The following is a 14,850-nucleotide window of genomic DNA, read 5'->3' as shown; positions in this document are numbered from 1 at the left end:
GATCGCGCGCGCCGCATCGCGCTGGATGCAGACTTCAAAGGCCCGGTGGTGGCGCTTGTCTGGCCTTCGCAGCAGGGCGTGTTCAAGTTCGCGGCGGACGAAACCAACAATGAATGGACCCGCGCCTATGCGGTGGAGGTGTTGCGCAAGCTGGCCGGTGCGGGGCTCGATCTGGTGCTGGTGTCGCACAGCATGGGCAATCGCATCACCGCCGATGCGCTCGGGCAACTGAACGAGCGCGATCCCGCGCTTGCCCGCCGGGTGCGCACGGTGGTGCTGGCGTCGCCCGATCTCGATGGCGGCACGTTCGATCGCGATGCAGCGCGGATCTTCGCAGCCCCGGAGCGGACGGTAACGATCTACGCCTCCAGCCGCGACACTGCGCTGGCAACGTCATCGCGGCTGCACGGCTATCGCCGCGTGGGCGATCTCGGTTGCAAATTCGCACGGCTCGGCCGACCGCTAAGCAAGACCGACGTATGCTATCCGCGCATCGAAGGCGCCGGCGAGGTCCGGGTAATCGATACCAGCGCGGTCAGCGACAGCCCGTTCGGCCATTCCGATTTCATCGCCAGCCCGGCGGCAAGCGCGGACTTGTGCCGCGTCATCAACGGCCACGCCGACACCAGACAGGGCCGCACGGTGATTCCCGGTTACACCAACGTGTTCGCGCTCGACCCCAGCGCCGCTGTGCGCAGCGATTGCCCCGATGCCGATCCCCCGCCGCCGCCAAAGCCGAAGAAGGCGCGCAAAACGGTGCGTTGATCGGCATGACGCTGCATCCGGCCTTGATCTGCGCCGAATGACCGCCAACTAGGCACCATGACCCCAACCCGCTTGTTCGACCGCGCCGTGATCCGCTTGTCCCCGCTCGATAAAGGCGAGGACGTGGCTGCATTCCTGCAAGGGCTGGTCACGCAAGACATAGCCGTCGCACTTCCGGCATGGGCCGCGCTGCTGACGCCGCAGGGCAAATGCCTGTTCGATTTTCTGGTGTGGCCGGCCGAGAACGGCTTGCTGATCGACTGCGAGGCCGAAGCCGCGCCGCAATTGGCCAAGCGGCTTTCGCTTTACAGGCTTCGTCGCAAGATCGCGATCCAGGTCGATGAAAACATTGGCGTTAATTGGTCGACTGAGTCTGCTGCGGGCAGCGTTCCAGACCCTCGACTGAGCAAACTCGGCTGGCGCTGGCTTGCGCCCGTTGCAGCCGAAGATGCCCCCGCCGATCCCGCGTGGCGCGCGCATCGCCTGGCGCTGGGCGTGACCGAAGGCGCCGCCGAACTGGCCAGCGACCAGACGCTGTGGCTCGAATGCAATGCCGCTGAACTGAACGGCGTGTCGTTCACCAAGGGCTGCTATGTCGGCCAGGAAAACACCGCGCGGATGAACTGGCGGCAAAAGGTCAATCGGCGGTTGGTGGTGGTGCCGCTGGCGCAATCAGATCCGGCGCGGCAACGCGCGGCCTATGCCGAACTCGGCCTTGCGGTCGATCACCGGCGGGTCGAGGACATCGCACCCGACCTTGCGCCCGACTGGATGAAGCTGGCGCTGCTGCCAGCCGCTTAGCCTTGGGCAGCCGGGGGGAATATCCCCGCCTTGGCCGCGCTTTCGATCAGCAGCGCTTCGGCCACGTCGCGCGCCGCGGTGCGCGGCAGTTCGAGCGATTGCGTCAGCGGCCCGCCCAGCAGGGCATCTCCCAAGGCCAGGTGAACCAGCGCCAGCGTGGTGCGACGCTGGTCTTCCGAATTGAAATCGTTCAATTCGACCACGAGGTTGTGGATCGCATCGATGATTGGATCGAGCGCGTCTTCGTTGCCCGACAACAGCATCCACGACGCCAGCGCGCCGGCACCTTCGCGATCGAACGCATCGAACGTCAGGTCGACAACGTCGCGCGGCTGACCCATCCCCGCGCGCGCGGCGTGGACCGCTTCGGCGATCGTGGCACAGACCGTGCCGGCAAGATGGCTGGCGAGCGCCTTCTGCAACCCCGATGCAGAGCCGAAGTGGTGCAGCAGGTTGGCATGCGTGCGCCCGATCCGCCCCGCCACCGCCTTCAGCGTAACGGCTTGCGGGCCGGCCTCGATCAGCAGGCTGCGCGCGGCTTCGAGCGCGGCATCGCGGCTAGCTTCGGGCGACAGACGCTTCTTTATTGACATAGATGTAAGTTGTTCTACGTTGCTGCTCATGACACCACAAATCCTTGCATCCGACGGCCTAGACCGCGCTACGCTTGACGACAAGTCATCCGCCACGCTGGTTCGCAACTCATCGCAGGGCCGTGCCACAAGGACGCCCACTCCGGCGGACCTGGAAATCACCGTGCGCGATCGCCGCTTCGGGCGCGACCGCAAGCCCGGCCGCTGGTGGCTGAACAACGATCCGGTCGCCACCGCCTGGCACAACGCGCTGTCCGCCACCTTCCCGCGCGGCGAGGCGTTCTTTATCGAAGCGGTGAAGGCGCACCGCGACGGCGCGCCGCCCCGCCTCGAGGCCGAGATCCGCGCTTTCGTCCGCCAGGAAATCAACCACACCCGCGAACACGTCGTGTTCAACAAGGCCGCAGTCGATGCCGGCTACGACCTCGCCCGGATCGACAAACGGGTCGAGGACATGCTAGCACTGACCAAGGGCCGTCCGCCGATCGTCAACCTGGCTGCAACGATGGCGCTGGAACACTATACCGCGATGATTGCGCACGAATTCCTCGCCAACCCCGCGCACTTCGCCGGCGCCGAGCCTGAAACCGCAGCGATGTGGCGCTGGCACGCGACCGAGGAAATCGAACACAAGGGCGTGGCCTACGATACCTGGCTCCACGCGACAAAGGACTGGAGCCGGTGGCAACGCTGGAAGGTCAAGTCGCTGCTGATGGCGATCGTGACGAAGAATTTCATTGGCCGCCGGGTCGACGATACGCTCGATCTGCTCGCGCAGGATGGGCTTACCGGCGCCAGGTGGAAGTGGAAGCTTGCCGCCTATCTGCTGTGGCAGCCGGGCATGCTGCGCCGCATTTTTCCGGCCTGGCTGGCCTACTTCGCCCCGGGCTTTCACCCGTGGAACCACGATGACCGGGTGCTGATCGGCAAGCACGGCAGCGAATTCGCCGCCGCCGTTCAGGGCTGACTTGGCGGGACTTCAGGCGGCTTGACGCCGCATCGGTCGCGCGACTTTGTCGCTTTGGCCGCCGGTTCCGTCGGAATTGTCGCAATCGGCGATCGGCAGGCTGACGGCATGAGTCGCCGCCAGCGCCGGCCGTTCGCGCGCCACCGAACTGCGCAGCGCGATCTGCCCGGTCGGGCGGAAGCCGATCTTGGCCAGCACGCGCGCGGACGCTGGGTTATCGACGAAATGGTGCGCCGCGATCTGCTTGTGGCCCAGGGTGCCGGCCAGCCGCAGCAGAGCGCGCGCAGCCTCGGTCGCGTAGCCCTTGTTCCAATGCGGCTGCGCGATCCAGTAGCCGAGTTCGACTCGCTCCTCGCTATTCTGCAACCCGACCCCGCCGATGAGTTGCGCACCGCGCGCACCGGGCAGCGTGACCACGAAATGCGGCGTGCGCGGGTCTTGCGGCAGAGCAGCAAAGACCTTCGCGTCTTCGGCGCGATAGGGCCAGGGCACTTGCGCAAGGTTGCGCACGATCGCCTCGGCGCCGATCTGGTGCTGGATTTCCTGCCAGTCCTCGGGCCAGCCTGGCCTCAGGAACAGCCTTTCGCTGCGAATGAACATTGGTAATTCCTCTCGTCCGCGCCGTCCGCCGTTTTCCCGGGCTTGCCCTAGGCTACAGCGATTACAGGCATGTTTCGGTTCCGGTGCCCGATCCTGAATTTGGACCGGCGCATCGTTCAGCCAATCACACTTCCAGCTTGCTGGAAGTCTTCGACAACGAGAGAGAGCACGAAAAAAGGGAGACGGGCCGGGGCCCTCTCCCTCGAACGGCCGGTCCAGAAGACCGGCGGGGCCATCCCGTTCAGGATGGCCTTGGTGTGACCATCCGCTATTCGGCGGCTTGCGCCATCATTTCCATCGAAGGCGCATCGACCGATACGTACTTTCGGCCGAGCTTGCCGCCGTGAAAGCGAACGCGGCCTTCGCCGAGCGCGAACAGCGTGTGGTCCTTGCCGATGCCGACGTTGACGCCAGGGTAAACGCGCGTGCCACGCTGGCGGATGATGATGTTGCCACCGATCACCGATTCGCCGCCGAACTTCTTGACGCCAAGGCGACGGCCGGCCGAATCACGACCGTTGCGCGACGAACCGCCTGCTTTCTTATGTGCCATGGTATTTGACTCCGGATTCTATTCGAAACGCTTATGCAGCGGCTTCGGCAGCGGGGGCATCAGCGGTTTCGGCCTTGGCCTTCTTCACTGGCTTCTGGTTGGCATCGCCAACCGAAAGGATGCGCAACAGGGTAAGCTGCTGGCGATGCCCATTCTTGCGGCGATAGTTGTGACGGCGACGCTTCTTGAAGACGATCACCTTTTCCGACTTCGTCTGCGCGATGATCTCGGCCGAAACGACGACCTTGGCCACATCGGCCAAGTCTCCGCCTTCGCCTGCCATCAGGATTTCGCCCAATGTGATCGTCTCACCAGCTTCACCAGCCAGCTTTTCGACTGCGATCTTGTCTCCGGCGGCGACCCGATATTGCTTGCCGCCCGTGCGCACGATTGCGAACATGATTATAAACTATCCGTTGCCCAAGGCCCTGCCAGCTTACAACCTGAATCTTGACGATCCGAATCATCCACTGCGGGGCAATACGCCACCGTCCGCGGGTGTGCGGGCCGGCAAAGAGTGGCGCGGATAGGCGAACATGGCCGATCTGTCAACGCCGCGCGGCAGCGATATGTAACGCCGCCTGGCAGGATTTTGTCCGGCGCCAGCAAGGCGCTGGCACGCACGGCCGGTCCTGCTATGGCAGGCAGATGATCCGCCATTCCGCAACCGTTCCGCTGCTGGCCGGGCTTGTCCTGCTCTCGGCCTGCGCCAGTGTCGATTCGTATCCCTCGCTCGCGCGGCGGCCGGCCGAGCGTGCTTATGGAACGGCATCGGTGGCGACACCCGTCGTAACGGCCACGCCCGCGCCCTCGGTCGAACCTCACAGTCCGCTCGCCGTGCGGATTGCCGCTGCCAGGCAAGCCGCCGCGCTCGCGCACGAACGCTTCGGCAAAGGCCAGCCCGCGGCCGAGCGCCTGACCGCCGGTTCACCCGCGCCACAAAGCGATGGCTGGTCGCTGGCGCAAGTCGCGGTGTCCGAGCTGATAGCCGCGCGCGCGCAGACATCGGGCGCGCTGGCCGATCTCGATCACATGCTGGTCGAAACCGCACAGGTTGATCCCGCCGCCCCCGCACTCGATACGATCGGCGCCGCGCGGAGCGAGGTCAGTGCGCTGGTAAGCGAGGAAGACGCTGCCGTCGCCCGCATCGCAGGCCGCCTCAAGACCTGAATTCAGCCCCAGCGCGCCAGATCGGCATGATCCGATTCGCGCGGTTCGATCCAGCGCCAGCCGGCATGCGTACGCTCCCGCTTCCAGAACCACGCGCGGCTTTTCAGATGGTCCATCGCGAAATCGGCAGCGGCGAAAGCATCTCGCCGGTGCCGCGCGGCCGCGGCGACGAGGACGATCGGATCGCCCGGCCCCATGCGCCCGCTGCGGTGCACGATCAGCTTGCCATCGAGCATCCAGCGATCGACTGCCGAGTCGGCCAGATCGCGCATCCCCGGCAGCGTCAGCGGCGCGTAATGGGTGAGTTCGAGTTCGAGCACGGCTTGCGCCCCAGCTTCGGCGCGGACTTGCCCCAGAAAGCTGACAACGCCGCCGGCTTGCGAATGTGATTGCGTGAATGCGGCCAGTTCGCGCGCCGGATCGAAGGCGCTATCGAGCAGGCGGACGTCGGTCGCCAAGTCTAGCCTCCGCTGACGTTAATTGTCATGTCAGCCTCCGCCGACGTTAATTGTCATGTCAGCCTCCGCTGACTGGCGGCAGGAACGCCAGTTCATCGCCCGCAACCAGCACGATCCCGCCGCGTTCGCCCAGCAGCGCGCCGTTCAACGCCAGCCGCACGCGTTCGTCGAGCAGGTCGATCGCCAACGATGGATCGAGTGTGGTGAGCACGGCTTCGAGGGGGCCGGGCGTGACATCGCGCTCGGAGGCTCCCGCGCGGTCGGCCAGCCGCCCGAGGAATACCAGTTTGGCGGTCTCGCCCGGCATCAGCCGCCGGTCATCGACATGTGCCGCGCCAGCGCGGGCGCGGCGCCGGGGGCGTTGATTTCGAAGTGGTGGCGTTCGGGCTTTTCACCCATCGCGCGCGCGAATGCGGTTTCGAGCGCGGCTTCGGGCGCGTCCGAACGCAAGGCGGCGCGCAAGTCCACCTGCCCCTCGCCGCCCAGACACATGAACAATTGCCCGGTGGCGGTCACGCGTACACGGTTGCAGCCGGCACAGAAGTTGCTGGTGAGCGGGGTGATGAAGCCCAGCCGTCCGCCGGTTTCGGCGATGTCGACATAACGTGCCGGGCCGCCAGAGCGCGCATCGCTGTCGGTCAAGGTCCAGCGCGCTTCCAGGTCGCGGCGCACTGCGTCTAGCGGCAGGTAGTGATCGAAGCGGTCGCCCTCGACTTCGCCCAGCGGCATCACCTCGATCAGCGTCATCGCGTGGCCGTGCCCGTGCGCCCATTCGACCAGCGCGGGGATCTCGGCCTCGTTCAGCCCCTTCAGCGCTACGGCATTGATCTTGACCTTGAGCCCCGCCGCGCGCGCCGCGGCGATGCCTTCCAGCACCTGGGGCAGACTGTCGCGCCGGGTCAGCTTGGCGAACAACGCTCGGTCGAGCGTGTCGAGCGAGACGTTGACCCGCTCCACCCCCGCCGCGCGCAAGTCATCGGCAAATTCCGCCAACCGCGTGCCGTTGGTGGTGAGCGTCAGTTCTTCTAACCCGCTCCCGATTTCGCGCCCAAGCGCCCGCACCAGCTCCATCATATCGCGCCGCACCAGCGGTTCGCCGCCGGTCAGCCGGATCTTGGTGACGCCGCGCGCGATGAACGCCAGCGCGACCTTGTGCAATTCTTCCAGCGTCAGCACTTCGGCGCGCGGCAGGAAGGTCATCCGTTCGGGCATGCAATAGGCGCAGCGCAAGTCGCAGCGGTCGGTCACCGACAGGCGCAGATAAGTGATCCTGCGGGCGAATCGGTCGATCAGCGGAAGGGGCGCGGCGCTGCTCATGGGGTCATGTACAGGAAATCGCGCGGATATGCTTCAAGGCTGGCGCCGCCATCGACGAACAGCGTTTGCCCGGTCACGGATTGCGCACGCGCCAGATGGACGACGCTGCCGGCGATGTCTTCGGGTGTCGGCAGGCGACGCAGCGGCAGTACGGCGGCCAGCCCCTGCCAATGCGCATCGGCGTAATCGGGCGTCGGCAGAACCGGACCTGGCGCCACCGCGTTGACCCGCACCTGCGGCGCCAGCGCGCGTGCCAGCGTCCGCACCGAGGCATGGAGCGCCTGCTTCGACAGCGTGTACGAGACCTGGTCGGGCACCGGATTGGCAACGCGCTGGTCCAGCACCTGGACGATTGCGCCATGACGATCACCCAACTGCGCGACCAGCCCTTTGGCAAGCATCAGCGGCGCGGTGAAATTGATCGCCATGTGCGCCTCGAGCGCCGCCACGGTCAGCGTGGCGAACGTATCCTCGCGGAACAGTGAGGCGTTGTTGACCAGCAGCACTGCCGGGCGGTCGGCAAGCTGTGCCACTTGGGCGGGCAGCGCTTCGGCGCGAGCGGGATCGGCCAGGTCGCAGGCCACGCGGTGAACGGTTGCGCCGGCAGCTTCCAGTTCGCCAGCCAGGGCATCGTCGAACGTAGCCGCATGGTGCGCGTGGAGTGCCAGGTCCCAGCCATCGGCCGCCAGCGCCCGTGCGATCGCCGCACCCACTCGCCGCCAACCGCCGGTGACGATCGCCAGCGGGCGCATGGCCTGCGGGTTGTTCGTCCGCGCCATTCGCGACGCCCCAGGCGCAGTCATCCGCACCGTTCGCGACGGAGCGTCATGCCGATCTGCTCGCCGTCGAGGCTGATCGCCAGCTTCACGATCTTGACCATGACCGCCAAGATCCGTGCGTCCTGCACGAACAGCGTTTCGATCACGTGATCCGCCACCGATTCGATCAGTTTGAAATGCACGCCCTGCGGCAGGCCTTCGGTGGCCGCGAACTTGAGGTCCATGTAGTTCTTGCTCTCCGAGAGCGGGCTCTCGGGCGTATAGCGCAACTGCGGTCGCAGTTCGGCGATGATCGAAATGCGCAGCGGCTGCGGCCGGCCGGTTTCTTCCGAATAGATGCCGGTAAGAACCTGGCTTTCGATATCGGCGACTTCGAGGATCAGGCTATCGGCCATGCGTGTCCCTTGGCGGCGCCCTTTTGCGGACCGGCGGATAAGGTTCGCGCCACTGGCACTTACGCGCGCGGCTGTCCAGTGCAGCGCGATTCGGGCAACGGGATTCGGGCAACGCCGACTTTGGCGCGCCTTGCCGAAATCTAAAGCTAGCCTTCACGTTTTCACCGTACGACGCGAACAAAGGGCCTTAACACTTAGCGAGTGATCGCCATGTCAGACCGTGAGGACGGCCGCCACCAGCACCGGCTGGCCGTCAGTATTCCCACCAAGTGCATCGGCAAGGTCGACAAGCTGCCGGCGACGATCGACGACTTGTCGTGCAACGGCTGCCGCATCGGCAACCACGTGCGCAAGCTGACGGTGGGTTCGCGGTTGACGCTCAAGTTCGAGGGGCTGGAGCCAATCGCCGGGTGGATCAAGTGGTCCGACCGCGATCACGCCGGAATGGAGTTCGAGACGCCCTTGCACCCGTTCGTGTTCGAGCGGCTGTCGCGGATGCACGCCGCCCCTTGACCGTCAGTCGTTGCGCCACCGCGCGAAAATGGCGGTAGGCAACAGGCGGCCATCCTTGCCTTGGCCATCGCCTTCCTCGCGGATCGCCAGATCGCCATGCTCGATCGTACCTGGCAGATCGGCCAGCGCTTCGGCGAGCAGCCCGGCGATCGCCAGCGACGACATCCGTACGGCATAGACCGTCAGGAACAGGAAGCGGCTGTCACCATCGAGCAATTTCGCGCAATCGGCGACCAGACCGGGCAAGTGCTCCTCCAGCCGCCACACTTCGCCTTCTGGCCCGCGCCCGAACTTGGGCGGATCGAGGATGATCCCGTCATAACGCCGTTCGCGCCGCACTTCGCGGGCCGCGAACTTGCCGGCATCGTCGACGATCCAGCGCACCGGGCGCGTATCCATGCCCGACAGCGCGGCATTTGCGCGCGCCTGCGCGACCGACTTCTTGGATGCATCGACGTGCGTGACCGGGCCGTAGTCCGACAGCGCCAGCGTGCCGACGCCGGTGTAACCGAACAAGTTGAGCGTTTGCGCGTCGCTGCGGCCTCCGGCTGGCGCGCCTCCGCGCGCGGCGATCTGCTCGCCCATCCAGTCCCACACCGGCGCCATGTCGGGGAAGAAGCCCAGGTGGCGGAACGGGGTGCACTGCGCGGTGAACTTTACGTCGTTCCAGCTTAGCGGCCAGCCGTCTCGCGGCACCTCGCCATCGAACACCCACCTGCCGCCGCCGTCCTCGTCCGAGCCGGGCACGAATTCACCATCGGCTTGCCAGTGATCCAGCCGCGGCGTCCACAGCGCCTGCGCATCGGGGCGAATGAAGCGGTACGGGCCATAGCGCTCGAGCTTGCGCCCGTAGCCGCTGTCGACCAGTCCGAAATCGGCCCACGGTTCGCCGATCAGCAACTTGGGCGAAAGATCGAGCGTGGCCACTTCAGCCGGCGGCGTTTCTGGGGGTCGCGCGTTCGGCGATCCACGCCGCCACCCCCGCATAATCACCGGGCAGGTGCGTGAAGCGTTCCTCGCGCTCGAACAAGTCGCCCACGCGAGCCGGCAGAGCCACGCGGAACCCGGTGGCACGTTCGACCGCGTCGCTGAACTTGGCCGGATGCGCGGTGGCAAGCGTGACCACGGGTACGTCGGCGGGCAAGCCTTCTGCCGCCCGCGCGGCGTGCAAACCGATTGCGGTGTGCGGATCGAGCACTTGCCCACACTTTTCGTAAGCCCAGCGCATCGCCTGCGCCATGTCGCTGGGATCGGCGCGCGCCGAGGTGAACAAGCCCGAAATGCGCGTCCGTTGCGCATTGGTGAGTTGCATCGCCTTGCTCGCCTCGAACCCGCGCATCTGTTCGGCCAGCGCCGCACCATCGCGGCCGCCCGCATCGAACAGCAGCCGTTCGAAGTTCGACGAGACCTGGATATCCATCGACGGCGCCGACGTGGGCGTGACGACCCCACACGAATAATCACCACTGGCAATCGCGCGTGCAACGATGTCGTTGATATTGGTCGCCACGATCAGCCGTTCGATCGGCAAGCCCATTTGCGACGCGACATAGCCCGCGAACACATCGCCGAAGTTGCCGGTCGGCACCGAGAACGCGACTTTGCGCTGCGGCGCACCAAGCTGGAGCGCAGCGGCGAAATAATAGACCACTTGCGCCATCAACCGCGCCCAATTGATCGAATTGACCGCCGAAATCGCGAACCGACCGGTCATCGCGCTGTCATTGAACATCCGCTTCACCGTGGCCTGCGCATCGTCGAAGCTGCCATCGATGGCGATATTGTGGACGTTGGGCGCCAAAACCGTGGTCATCTGCCGGCGCTGCACATCCGAGACACGGCCGGCCGGGTGAAGCATGAAAATGTCGATCTTCGACCGCCCCGCCACCGCATCGATCGCCGCCGATCCGGTATCGCCGCTGGTGGCGCCGACGATGGTGATATGATCATCGCTTCTGCTCAGGAACTCCTCGAACAGCAGCCCGAGCAATTGCAGCGCCACGTCCTTGAACGCTAGCGTGGGCCCGTGGAACAGTTCGAGCACCCATTGTCGCTGGTCGAGCTGGACCAGCGGGGTCACGCCGACATGCGCGAACCGGCCATAAGCCGCTACGCACAGTTCGCGCAGGCGTTCGGGCGTCAGGCTGTCGCCCACGAACGGTTGCATCACCCGCGCGGCCAGTTCCGCATAAGGCAGCCCGGCCATCGCCGCGATCTCGGCCTCGCTGAATCGCGGCCACGCGCGCGGCACGTACAGCCCCCCGTCCGAAGCCAGCCCGGCAAGCGTGGCGCCCATGAAATCGAGCGCGGGCGCAGACCCGCGGGTGCTGATATATTCCATGGATCGCGCGGTTAGCGGTGCGCCGGGCCGCGGGCAAGCCGCTTGCGCAGCGCCAACGTATAGATCACCAGAGCGGTCCCCGCGAACAGGAACCACTGCATCGCATAAGCGAAGTGGTTGTTGGGGATCGAACCGGGATCGGGCGGGGCATTTGGCGAAAGACCGGCAAGCGGGGTCTCGGGCACCAGCATGAGTTCGGTAGCGTGCCCTTCGAACCACCGGACGAGCGCGATCCGGTGATCGGGCGCCTGCCACACGGTTCCGCGCACGGTCGCACCATTCCAGACAGGGCGTGCATGCGGATCGGGCGATGTGCCGATTTGAATTTTCGCGCCGTTGGCGCAGGTTGCGACGAAGCGACTTCCCGACCTGCCCGCTCCTTCGGTGGCAATCGACAGCGGAGCGGCACAGTCAATCCGCCCGCGGCGCAGCAGAAGCGACTGATCGGTGCTGTGCGGCGGAAGGATCATTTCAGGTAGCGAAGGATTGGCCGCGATCCGCGTAAGCAGCGCGTCTTTCGATTGCAGCCTGTAAAGCTGCCAGAACCCCAACCAGATCATCAACAGCACCGCGATTCCAACGACCAGCGTCGGTATGATCGGCAGCCGCGCGCGCAAACCGGTCACTTCTTGACCTGACCCTCGCCCGCGTTCCGGCGGTATTCCGAGATCAGCAGCCACGCCTTGCAGCCGCGCAAGCCCCCGACCACCAGCAGCGCGGTCAACGGAATCCACAACAGTGCATGCACCCATATCGGCGGCTGGAATGCCGAATCGACCACTAGCGCCAGGATCACGATCACCGCGCCGATGATCAGCGTCAGGAATGCCGCCGGACCATCGCCAACGTTGAAGTGCAAAAAATCCAGCCCGCACGCCCGGCACTTGGGCGCAAAATTGATCACGCCATCGAACAATGTACGCGCGCCGCACTTTGGGCATGAACCGGAAAGGGCAGCCAAGGCCCAAGTCTGTTGAGACTCTCCCGGCTGCCCTTCGGTGTCACTCGGCAAATTGGCCATCAAGTCTGGCCGTTCGCTGTGTCAGTCAATCGCGTAGCCCCAGCCGCCCCAGACGTAGATCGCCATGAACAGGAACAGCCACACCACGTCGACGAAGTGCCAGTACCAGGCCGCAGCTTCGAAACCGAAGTGCTGGCGCGGGGTGAAATCGCCGTTGTATGTGCGCTTGAGGCACACGATCAGGAAGATCGTGCCGATGACCACGTGGAAGCCGTGGAACCCGGTCGCCATGTAGAACGCCGAGCCGTACGTGTTCTTCCCGAAGGCGAACGGCGCGTGCGCATATTCGTAAGCCTGAAGCGAAGTAAAGGTCAGCCCGAGCAGGATCGTGGCCCAGAGGCCTTTCTTGAGCCCGTCGCGATCGTTGTGGATCAGCGAATGATGCGCCCAGGTCACGGTGCAGCCCGAACACAGCAGGATCAGCGTGTTGATCAGCGGAAGATCGAACGGATCGAGCACAGCCTCGATCGCCTTGGGCGGCCATTGCCCGCCGACGACTTCGGTCAGCGCGTTGGGAAACAGCGAGAAATCGAAGAATGCCCAGAACCAGCCGACGAAGAACATCACTTCCGAAGCGATGAACAGGATCATGCCATAACGCAGGTGCAACTGCACCACCGGAGTATGATCGCCGGCCTTGGCTTCGGCCACGACCTTGGTCCACCACGAGAACATCGTGGTCAAGATCCCTGCCAGGCCGAGCGCCAGCACGAACTTGCCCATCGGCAGCTTGTGCATGAACAGCACCAGTCCGGTGGTCATCGTCAGCGCCGAAACCGATCCGGCAAGCGGCCAGATGTCGGGCGGAAGGATGTGGTAATCGTGGTTCTTGGTGCCGGCCATGGTCTGTCCGATTCCCCTGGATGAAACTGCACCCGGCCTATGCGCCGAGCCCCTATGTCCTGCCCTTATCGCTGCTTCGCCAAACGGTCCAGAGGCTTTGGCGTGGAGCCGGCGCCTATCGACGGATCATCGGCCACCTGGTTGAAAGTGTACGACAGCGTGATCTGTTCGGTGCCCTTGTTGTCCTTGTCGTCCAGGATCGCGGGATCGACGTAGTAGATCACCGGCATGTGCACTTCCTGGCCGGGCATCAGCCGCTGCTGGGTGAAGCAGAAACACTGGATTTTGTTGAAAAAGCGCGCCGCCGAATCGGGCTGTATGTTGAACGTCGCAGTGCCGGTGATCGGACGCGCGGTCAGGTTCTTGGCGTAAAAAGTCGCCATCTGGCGCTGACCCAGTTTCACGGTTTGCGTGATCTGGTCAGGCCGGAAGTTCCACGCCATGTTCGTTGCCACGTTGGCATCGAAGCGGACCGACATCGTTGCGCCTGTGCCGCGAACGCCGGCGGCCTGCGCCTCGCTCACCCGGCGTGGCGTGCCACCATAACCGGTTGCCTCGCAGAAGATGCGATACAACGGCACTGCCGCATAGCCGAGGCCGAGCATCAGCAGCGCAAAGGCTCCCGCCATGATTGCCACGCGGCGATTGCGCACATCCTGCGGTGCCGGACGACTGGCCATCGTGTCAGTTCTTCGCTGGCTGCGTGGAACTGGCGGCACGGGCCTGTTTGTCTTCCTGCAACTGCTTGGCGTGGCTGCCGATCTTCACGATCGTGATCGCAAAGAACAGCGCCGCCAGCGCCACCAGCACCAGCCCAAGCGCACGATTGCGGCTGCGTTGGCGCGCGCGGAGTGCCGAAGTTTCGGAGTCGATCTGGGTCATGGTTGAAGTCCTTGCAGGCTGGCCGCGTGGTCCGCCACCAGCATCGCGAACAATGCGAAAAGATAGATGATCGAAAACTTGAATAACCGCTTTTCGGGCCGCATAGTGCCATCGGGAGCCCGCTGCAAACCGACCGCCGCGGCCAGCACCAGAAACGCCAACCCCAACACGGTCGCCGAAATTCCGTAGACCAGCCCCGCCGTGCCGATCAACGATGGCAGCAACGCCAGCGGAAACAGCAATGCCGCATAGACCAGGATCTGCGTGCGCGTCGACCGTTCGCCCGCCACCACCGGCATCATCGGAATGCCAACTCTGGCGTAATCGATCTGCACGAACAGCGCGAGTGCCCAGAAGTGCGGCGGGGTCCAGAAAAAGATGATCAGGAACAGCAGGATCGGCATCAGGCCGGCCGGATCGAGCCCGACATGCCCCGTTACCGCCACCCAGCCGATCACCGGCGGGAACGCACCCGCGCCGCCGCCGATCACGATGTTCTGCGGTGTGCGCGGCTTGAGCCAGACCGTATAGATCCACGCGTAATAGAAGATCGAACCCGCCAGGATCGCCGCCGGCAACAGCCCGATCGCCAGCCCCATCACCACGACCGATCCGGCCGACAGCGCGACGCCGAAATCCCGCGCGCTGGTTGGCTTCATCCGCCCCGACGGCAAAGGCCGCTTGGCGGTGCGCTTCATCCCCGCATCGATTTCGGCTTCCCACCACATGTTGAGCGCGGCCGATCCGCCCGCACCCACCGCGATGCACAGGATCGCGACGAAGCCCAGCAGCGGATGGATGCTGCCCGGCGCCGCGAGCAACCCGCACAGCCCGGTGAAGATCACCAGCGAC

At 65.0% G+C, this 14,850-nt stretch carries 22 protein-coding genes; 5 read left to right on the top strand and 17 right to left on the bottom strand.

Translation table 11 applies throughout. The features are described from left to right. Window positions 1-765: alpha/beta hydrolase (locus tag Q0R16_RS17965; RefSeq protein WP_295639443.1), on the top strand; the 765-nt coding region annotated here is incomplete at its 5' end. Window positions 766-822: 57 nt separating this feature from the next. After that, window positions 823-1,566 carry a folate-binding protein gene (locus Q0R16_RS17960; protein ID WP_295639441.1) on the top strand — a complete coding sequence of 248 codons (744 nt, stop codon included), beginning with the start codon at window positions 823-825 and terminating at the stop codon, window positions 1,564-1,566. Here Q0R16_RS17960 and Q0R16_RS17955 read toward each other — a convergent pair. After that, window positions 1,563-2,159: a TetR family transcriptional regulator gene (locus Q0R16_RS17955; protein ID WP_295639446.1), complete on the bottom strand. Its 597-nt coding sequence runs from the start codon at window positions 2,157-2,159 to the stop codon at window positions 1,563-1,565. The two genes, Q0R16_RS17960 and Q0R16_RS17955, sit on opposite strands and share 4 nt — an antisense overlap. 28 nt (window positions 2,160-2,187) lie before the next feature. Between Q0R16_RS17955 and Q0R16_RS17950 the strand changes: the two genes are divergently transcribed. Next, window positions 2,188-3,126, top strand: coding sequence for a metal-dependent hydrolase (locus tag Q0R16_RS17950; RefSeq protein WP_295639437.1), 939 nt, complete (start codon window positions 2,188-2,190; stop codon window positions 3,124-3,126). A 12-nt stretch (window positions 3,127-3,138) separates the two neighbouring features. Here the strand turns inward: Q0R16_RS17950 and Q0R16_RS17945 are convergent, their stop codons facing one another. The 3 genes from Q0R16_RS17945 to rplU form a co-directional block, all read right to left on the bottom strand. Beyond that, window positions 3,139-3,726: a GNAT family N-acetyltransferase gene (locus Q0R16_RS17945; protein WP_295639434.1), complete on the bottom strand. Its 588-nt coding sequence runs from the start codon at window positions 3,724-3,726 to the stop codon at window positions 3,139-3,141. 268 nt (window positions 3,727-3,994) lie between these two features. Further along, window positions 3,995-4,279: a 50S ribosomal protein L27 gene (rpmA, locus tag Q0R16_RS17940; protein WP_295639431.1), complete on the bottom strand. Its 285-nt coding sequence runs from the start codon at window positions 4,277-4,279 to the stop codon at window positions 3,995-3,997. A 31-nt stretch (window positions 4,280-4,310) separates the two neighbouring features. Beyond that, complete coding sequence (gene rplU, locus Q0R16_RS17935; RefSeq protein WP_295639428.1) at window positions 4,311-4,679, bottom strand: 50S ribosomal protein L21; 369 nt, start codon at window positions 4,677-4,679, stop codon at window positions 4,311-4,313. 248 nt (window positions 4,680-4,927) lie between these two features. Between rplU and Q0R16_RS17930 the strand changes: the two genes are divergently transcribed. Continuing rightward, entirely contained in the window at window positions 4,928-5,449 is a 522-nt protein-coding gene (locus Q0R16_RS17930; protein WP_295639425.1) for a hypothetical protein, read from the top strand. Window positions 5,450-5,451: 2 nt separating this feature from the next. Here Q0R16_RS17930 and Q0R16_RS17925 read toward each other — a convergent pair whose 3' ends face one another. The 5 genes from Q0R16_RS17925 to Q0R16_RS17905 are packed head-to-tail and all read right to left on the bottom strand — an operon-like array spanning window position 5,452 to window position 8,398. Further along, entirely contained in the window at window positions 5,452-5,907 is a 456-nt protein-coding gene (locus tag Q0R16_RS17925; RefSeq protein ID WP_295639422.1) for a molybdenum cofactor biosynthesis protein MoaE, read from the bottom strand. A gap of 58 nt (window positions 5,908-5,965) precedes the next feature. Continuing rightward, the gene (locus Q0R16_RS17920; protein ID WP_295639419.1) at window positions 5,966-6,214 is read right to left on the bottom strand and encodes a MoaD/ThiS family protein; all 249 of its coding nucleotides are present in this window, start codon (window positions 6,212-6,214) and stop codon (window positions 5,966-5,968) included. Further along, complete coding sequence (gene moaA / locus Q0R16_RS17915; protein WP_295639416.1) at window positions 6,214-7,224, bottom strand: GTP 3',8-cyclase MoaA; 1,011 nt, start codon at window positions 7,222-7,224, stop codon at window positions 6,214-6,216. Before moaA ends, Q0R16_RS17920 begins: the two co-directional genes overlap by 1 nt. Continuing rightward, window positions 7,221-8,003, bottom strand: a complete 783-nt coding sequence (locus Q0R16_RS17910; RefSeq protein ID WP_295639414.1) for an SDR family oxidoreductase — start codon at window positions 8,001-8,003, stop codon at window positions 7,221-7,223. The genes moaA and Q0R16_RS17910 overlap by 4 nt, the downstream gene beginning before the upstream one ends. 20 nt (window positions 8,004-8,023) lie before the next feature. Further along, window positions 8,024-8,398 carry a dihydroneopterin aldolase gene (locus Q0R16_RS17905; RefSeq protein ID WP_295639411.1) on the bottom strand — a complete coding sequence of 125 codons (375 nt, stop codon included), beginning with the start codon at window positions 8,396-8,398 and terminating at the stop codon, window positions 8,024-8,026. Between the two features lie 210 nt (window positions 8,399-8,608). Here Q0R16_RS17905 and Q0R16_RS17900 point away from each other — a divergent pair, with 210 nt between their 5' ends. Next, window positions 8,609-8,911 (top strand): PilZ domain-containing protein, encoded by a 303-nt coding sequence (locus Q0R16_RS17900; protein WP_295639408.1) that lies wholly within the window; start codon window positions 8,609-8,611, stop codon window positions 8,909-8,911. 3 nt (window positions 8,912-8,914) lie between these two features. On the opposite strand, the gene Q0R16_RS17895 is transcribed toward Q0R16_RS17900, so the two are convergent. The 8 genes from Q0R16_RS17895 to Q0R16_RS17860 all read right to left on the bottom strand — a co-directional run. Continuing rightward, complete coding sequence (locus Q0R16_RS17895; protein WP_295639405.1) at window positions 8,915-9,838, bottom strand: class I SAM-dependent methyltransferase; 924 nt, start codon at window positions 9,836-9,838, stop codon at window positions 8,915-8,917. 1 nt (window position 9,839) lies between these two features. Next, on the bottom strand, window positions 9,840-11,252 hold the full coding sequence (gene thrC / locus Q0R16_RS17890; RefSeq protein ID WP_295639402.1) for a threonine synthase: 1,413 nt from the start codon (window positions 11,250-11,252) through the stop codon (window positions 9,840-9,842). An 11-nt stretch (window positions 11,253-11,263) separates the two neighbouring features. Beyond that, window positions 11,264-11,878, bottom strand: coding sequence for an SURF1 family cytochrome oxidase biogenesis protein (locus Q0R16_RS17885; protein WP_295639399.1), 615 nt, complete (start codon window positions 11,876-11,878; stop codon window positions 11,264-11,266). Continuing rightward, window positions 11,875-12,273: a DUF983 domain-containing protein gene (locus tag Q0R16_RS17880; protein WP_295639396.1), complete on the bottom strand. Its 399-nt coding sequence runs from the start codon at window positions 12,271-12,273 to the stop codon at window positions 11,875-11,877. Before Q0R16_RS17880 ends, Q0R16_RS17885 begins: the two co-directional genes overlap by 4 nt. Before the next feature lie 21 nt (window positions 12,274-12,294). After that, window positions 12,295-13,116: a cytochrome c oxidase subunit 3 gene (locus tag Q0R16_RS17875; RefSeq protein ID WP_295639393.1), complete on the bottom strand. Its 822-nt coding sequence runs from the start codon at window positions 13,114-13,116 to the stop codon at window positions 12,295-12,297. Window positions 13,117-13,181: 65 nt separating this feature from the next. After that, on the bottom strand, window positions 13,182-13,796 hold the full coding sequence (locus Q0R16_RS17870; RefSeq protein ID WP_295639390.1) for a cytochrome c oxidase assembly protein: 615 nt from the start codon (window positions 13,794-13,796) through the stop codon (window positions 13,182-13,184). Window positions 13,797-13,800: 4 nt separating this feature from the next. Next, window positions 13,801-13,998 carry a cytochrome oxidase small assembly protein gene (locus Q0R16_RS17865; RefSeq protein WP_295639387.1) on the bottom strand — a complete coding sequence of 66 codons (198 nt, stop codon included), beginning with the start codon at window positions 13,996-13,998 and terminating at the stop codon, window positions 13,801-13,803. After that, a partial coding sequence (locus tag Q0R16_RS17860) for a heme o synthase (RefSeq protein ID WP_295639384.1) occupies window positions 13,995-14,850 on the bottom strand: 856 nt, incomplete at its 5' end. The genes Q0R16_RS17860 and Q0R16_RS17865, both read right to left, overlap by 4 nt.

The sequence above is a fragment of the Novosphingobium sp. genome, assembly GCF_025351285.1.
GTDB lineage: Bacteria > Pseudomonadota > Alphaproteobacteria > Sphingomonadales > Sphingomonadaceae > Novosphingobium.
This window is presented reverse-complemented; position numbering and strand designations above follow the sequence as displayed.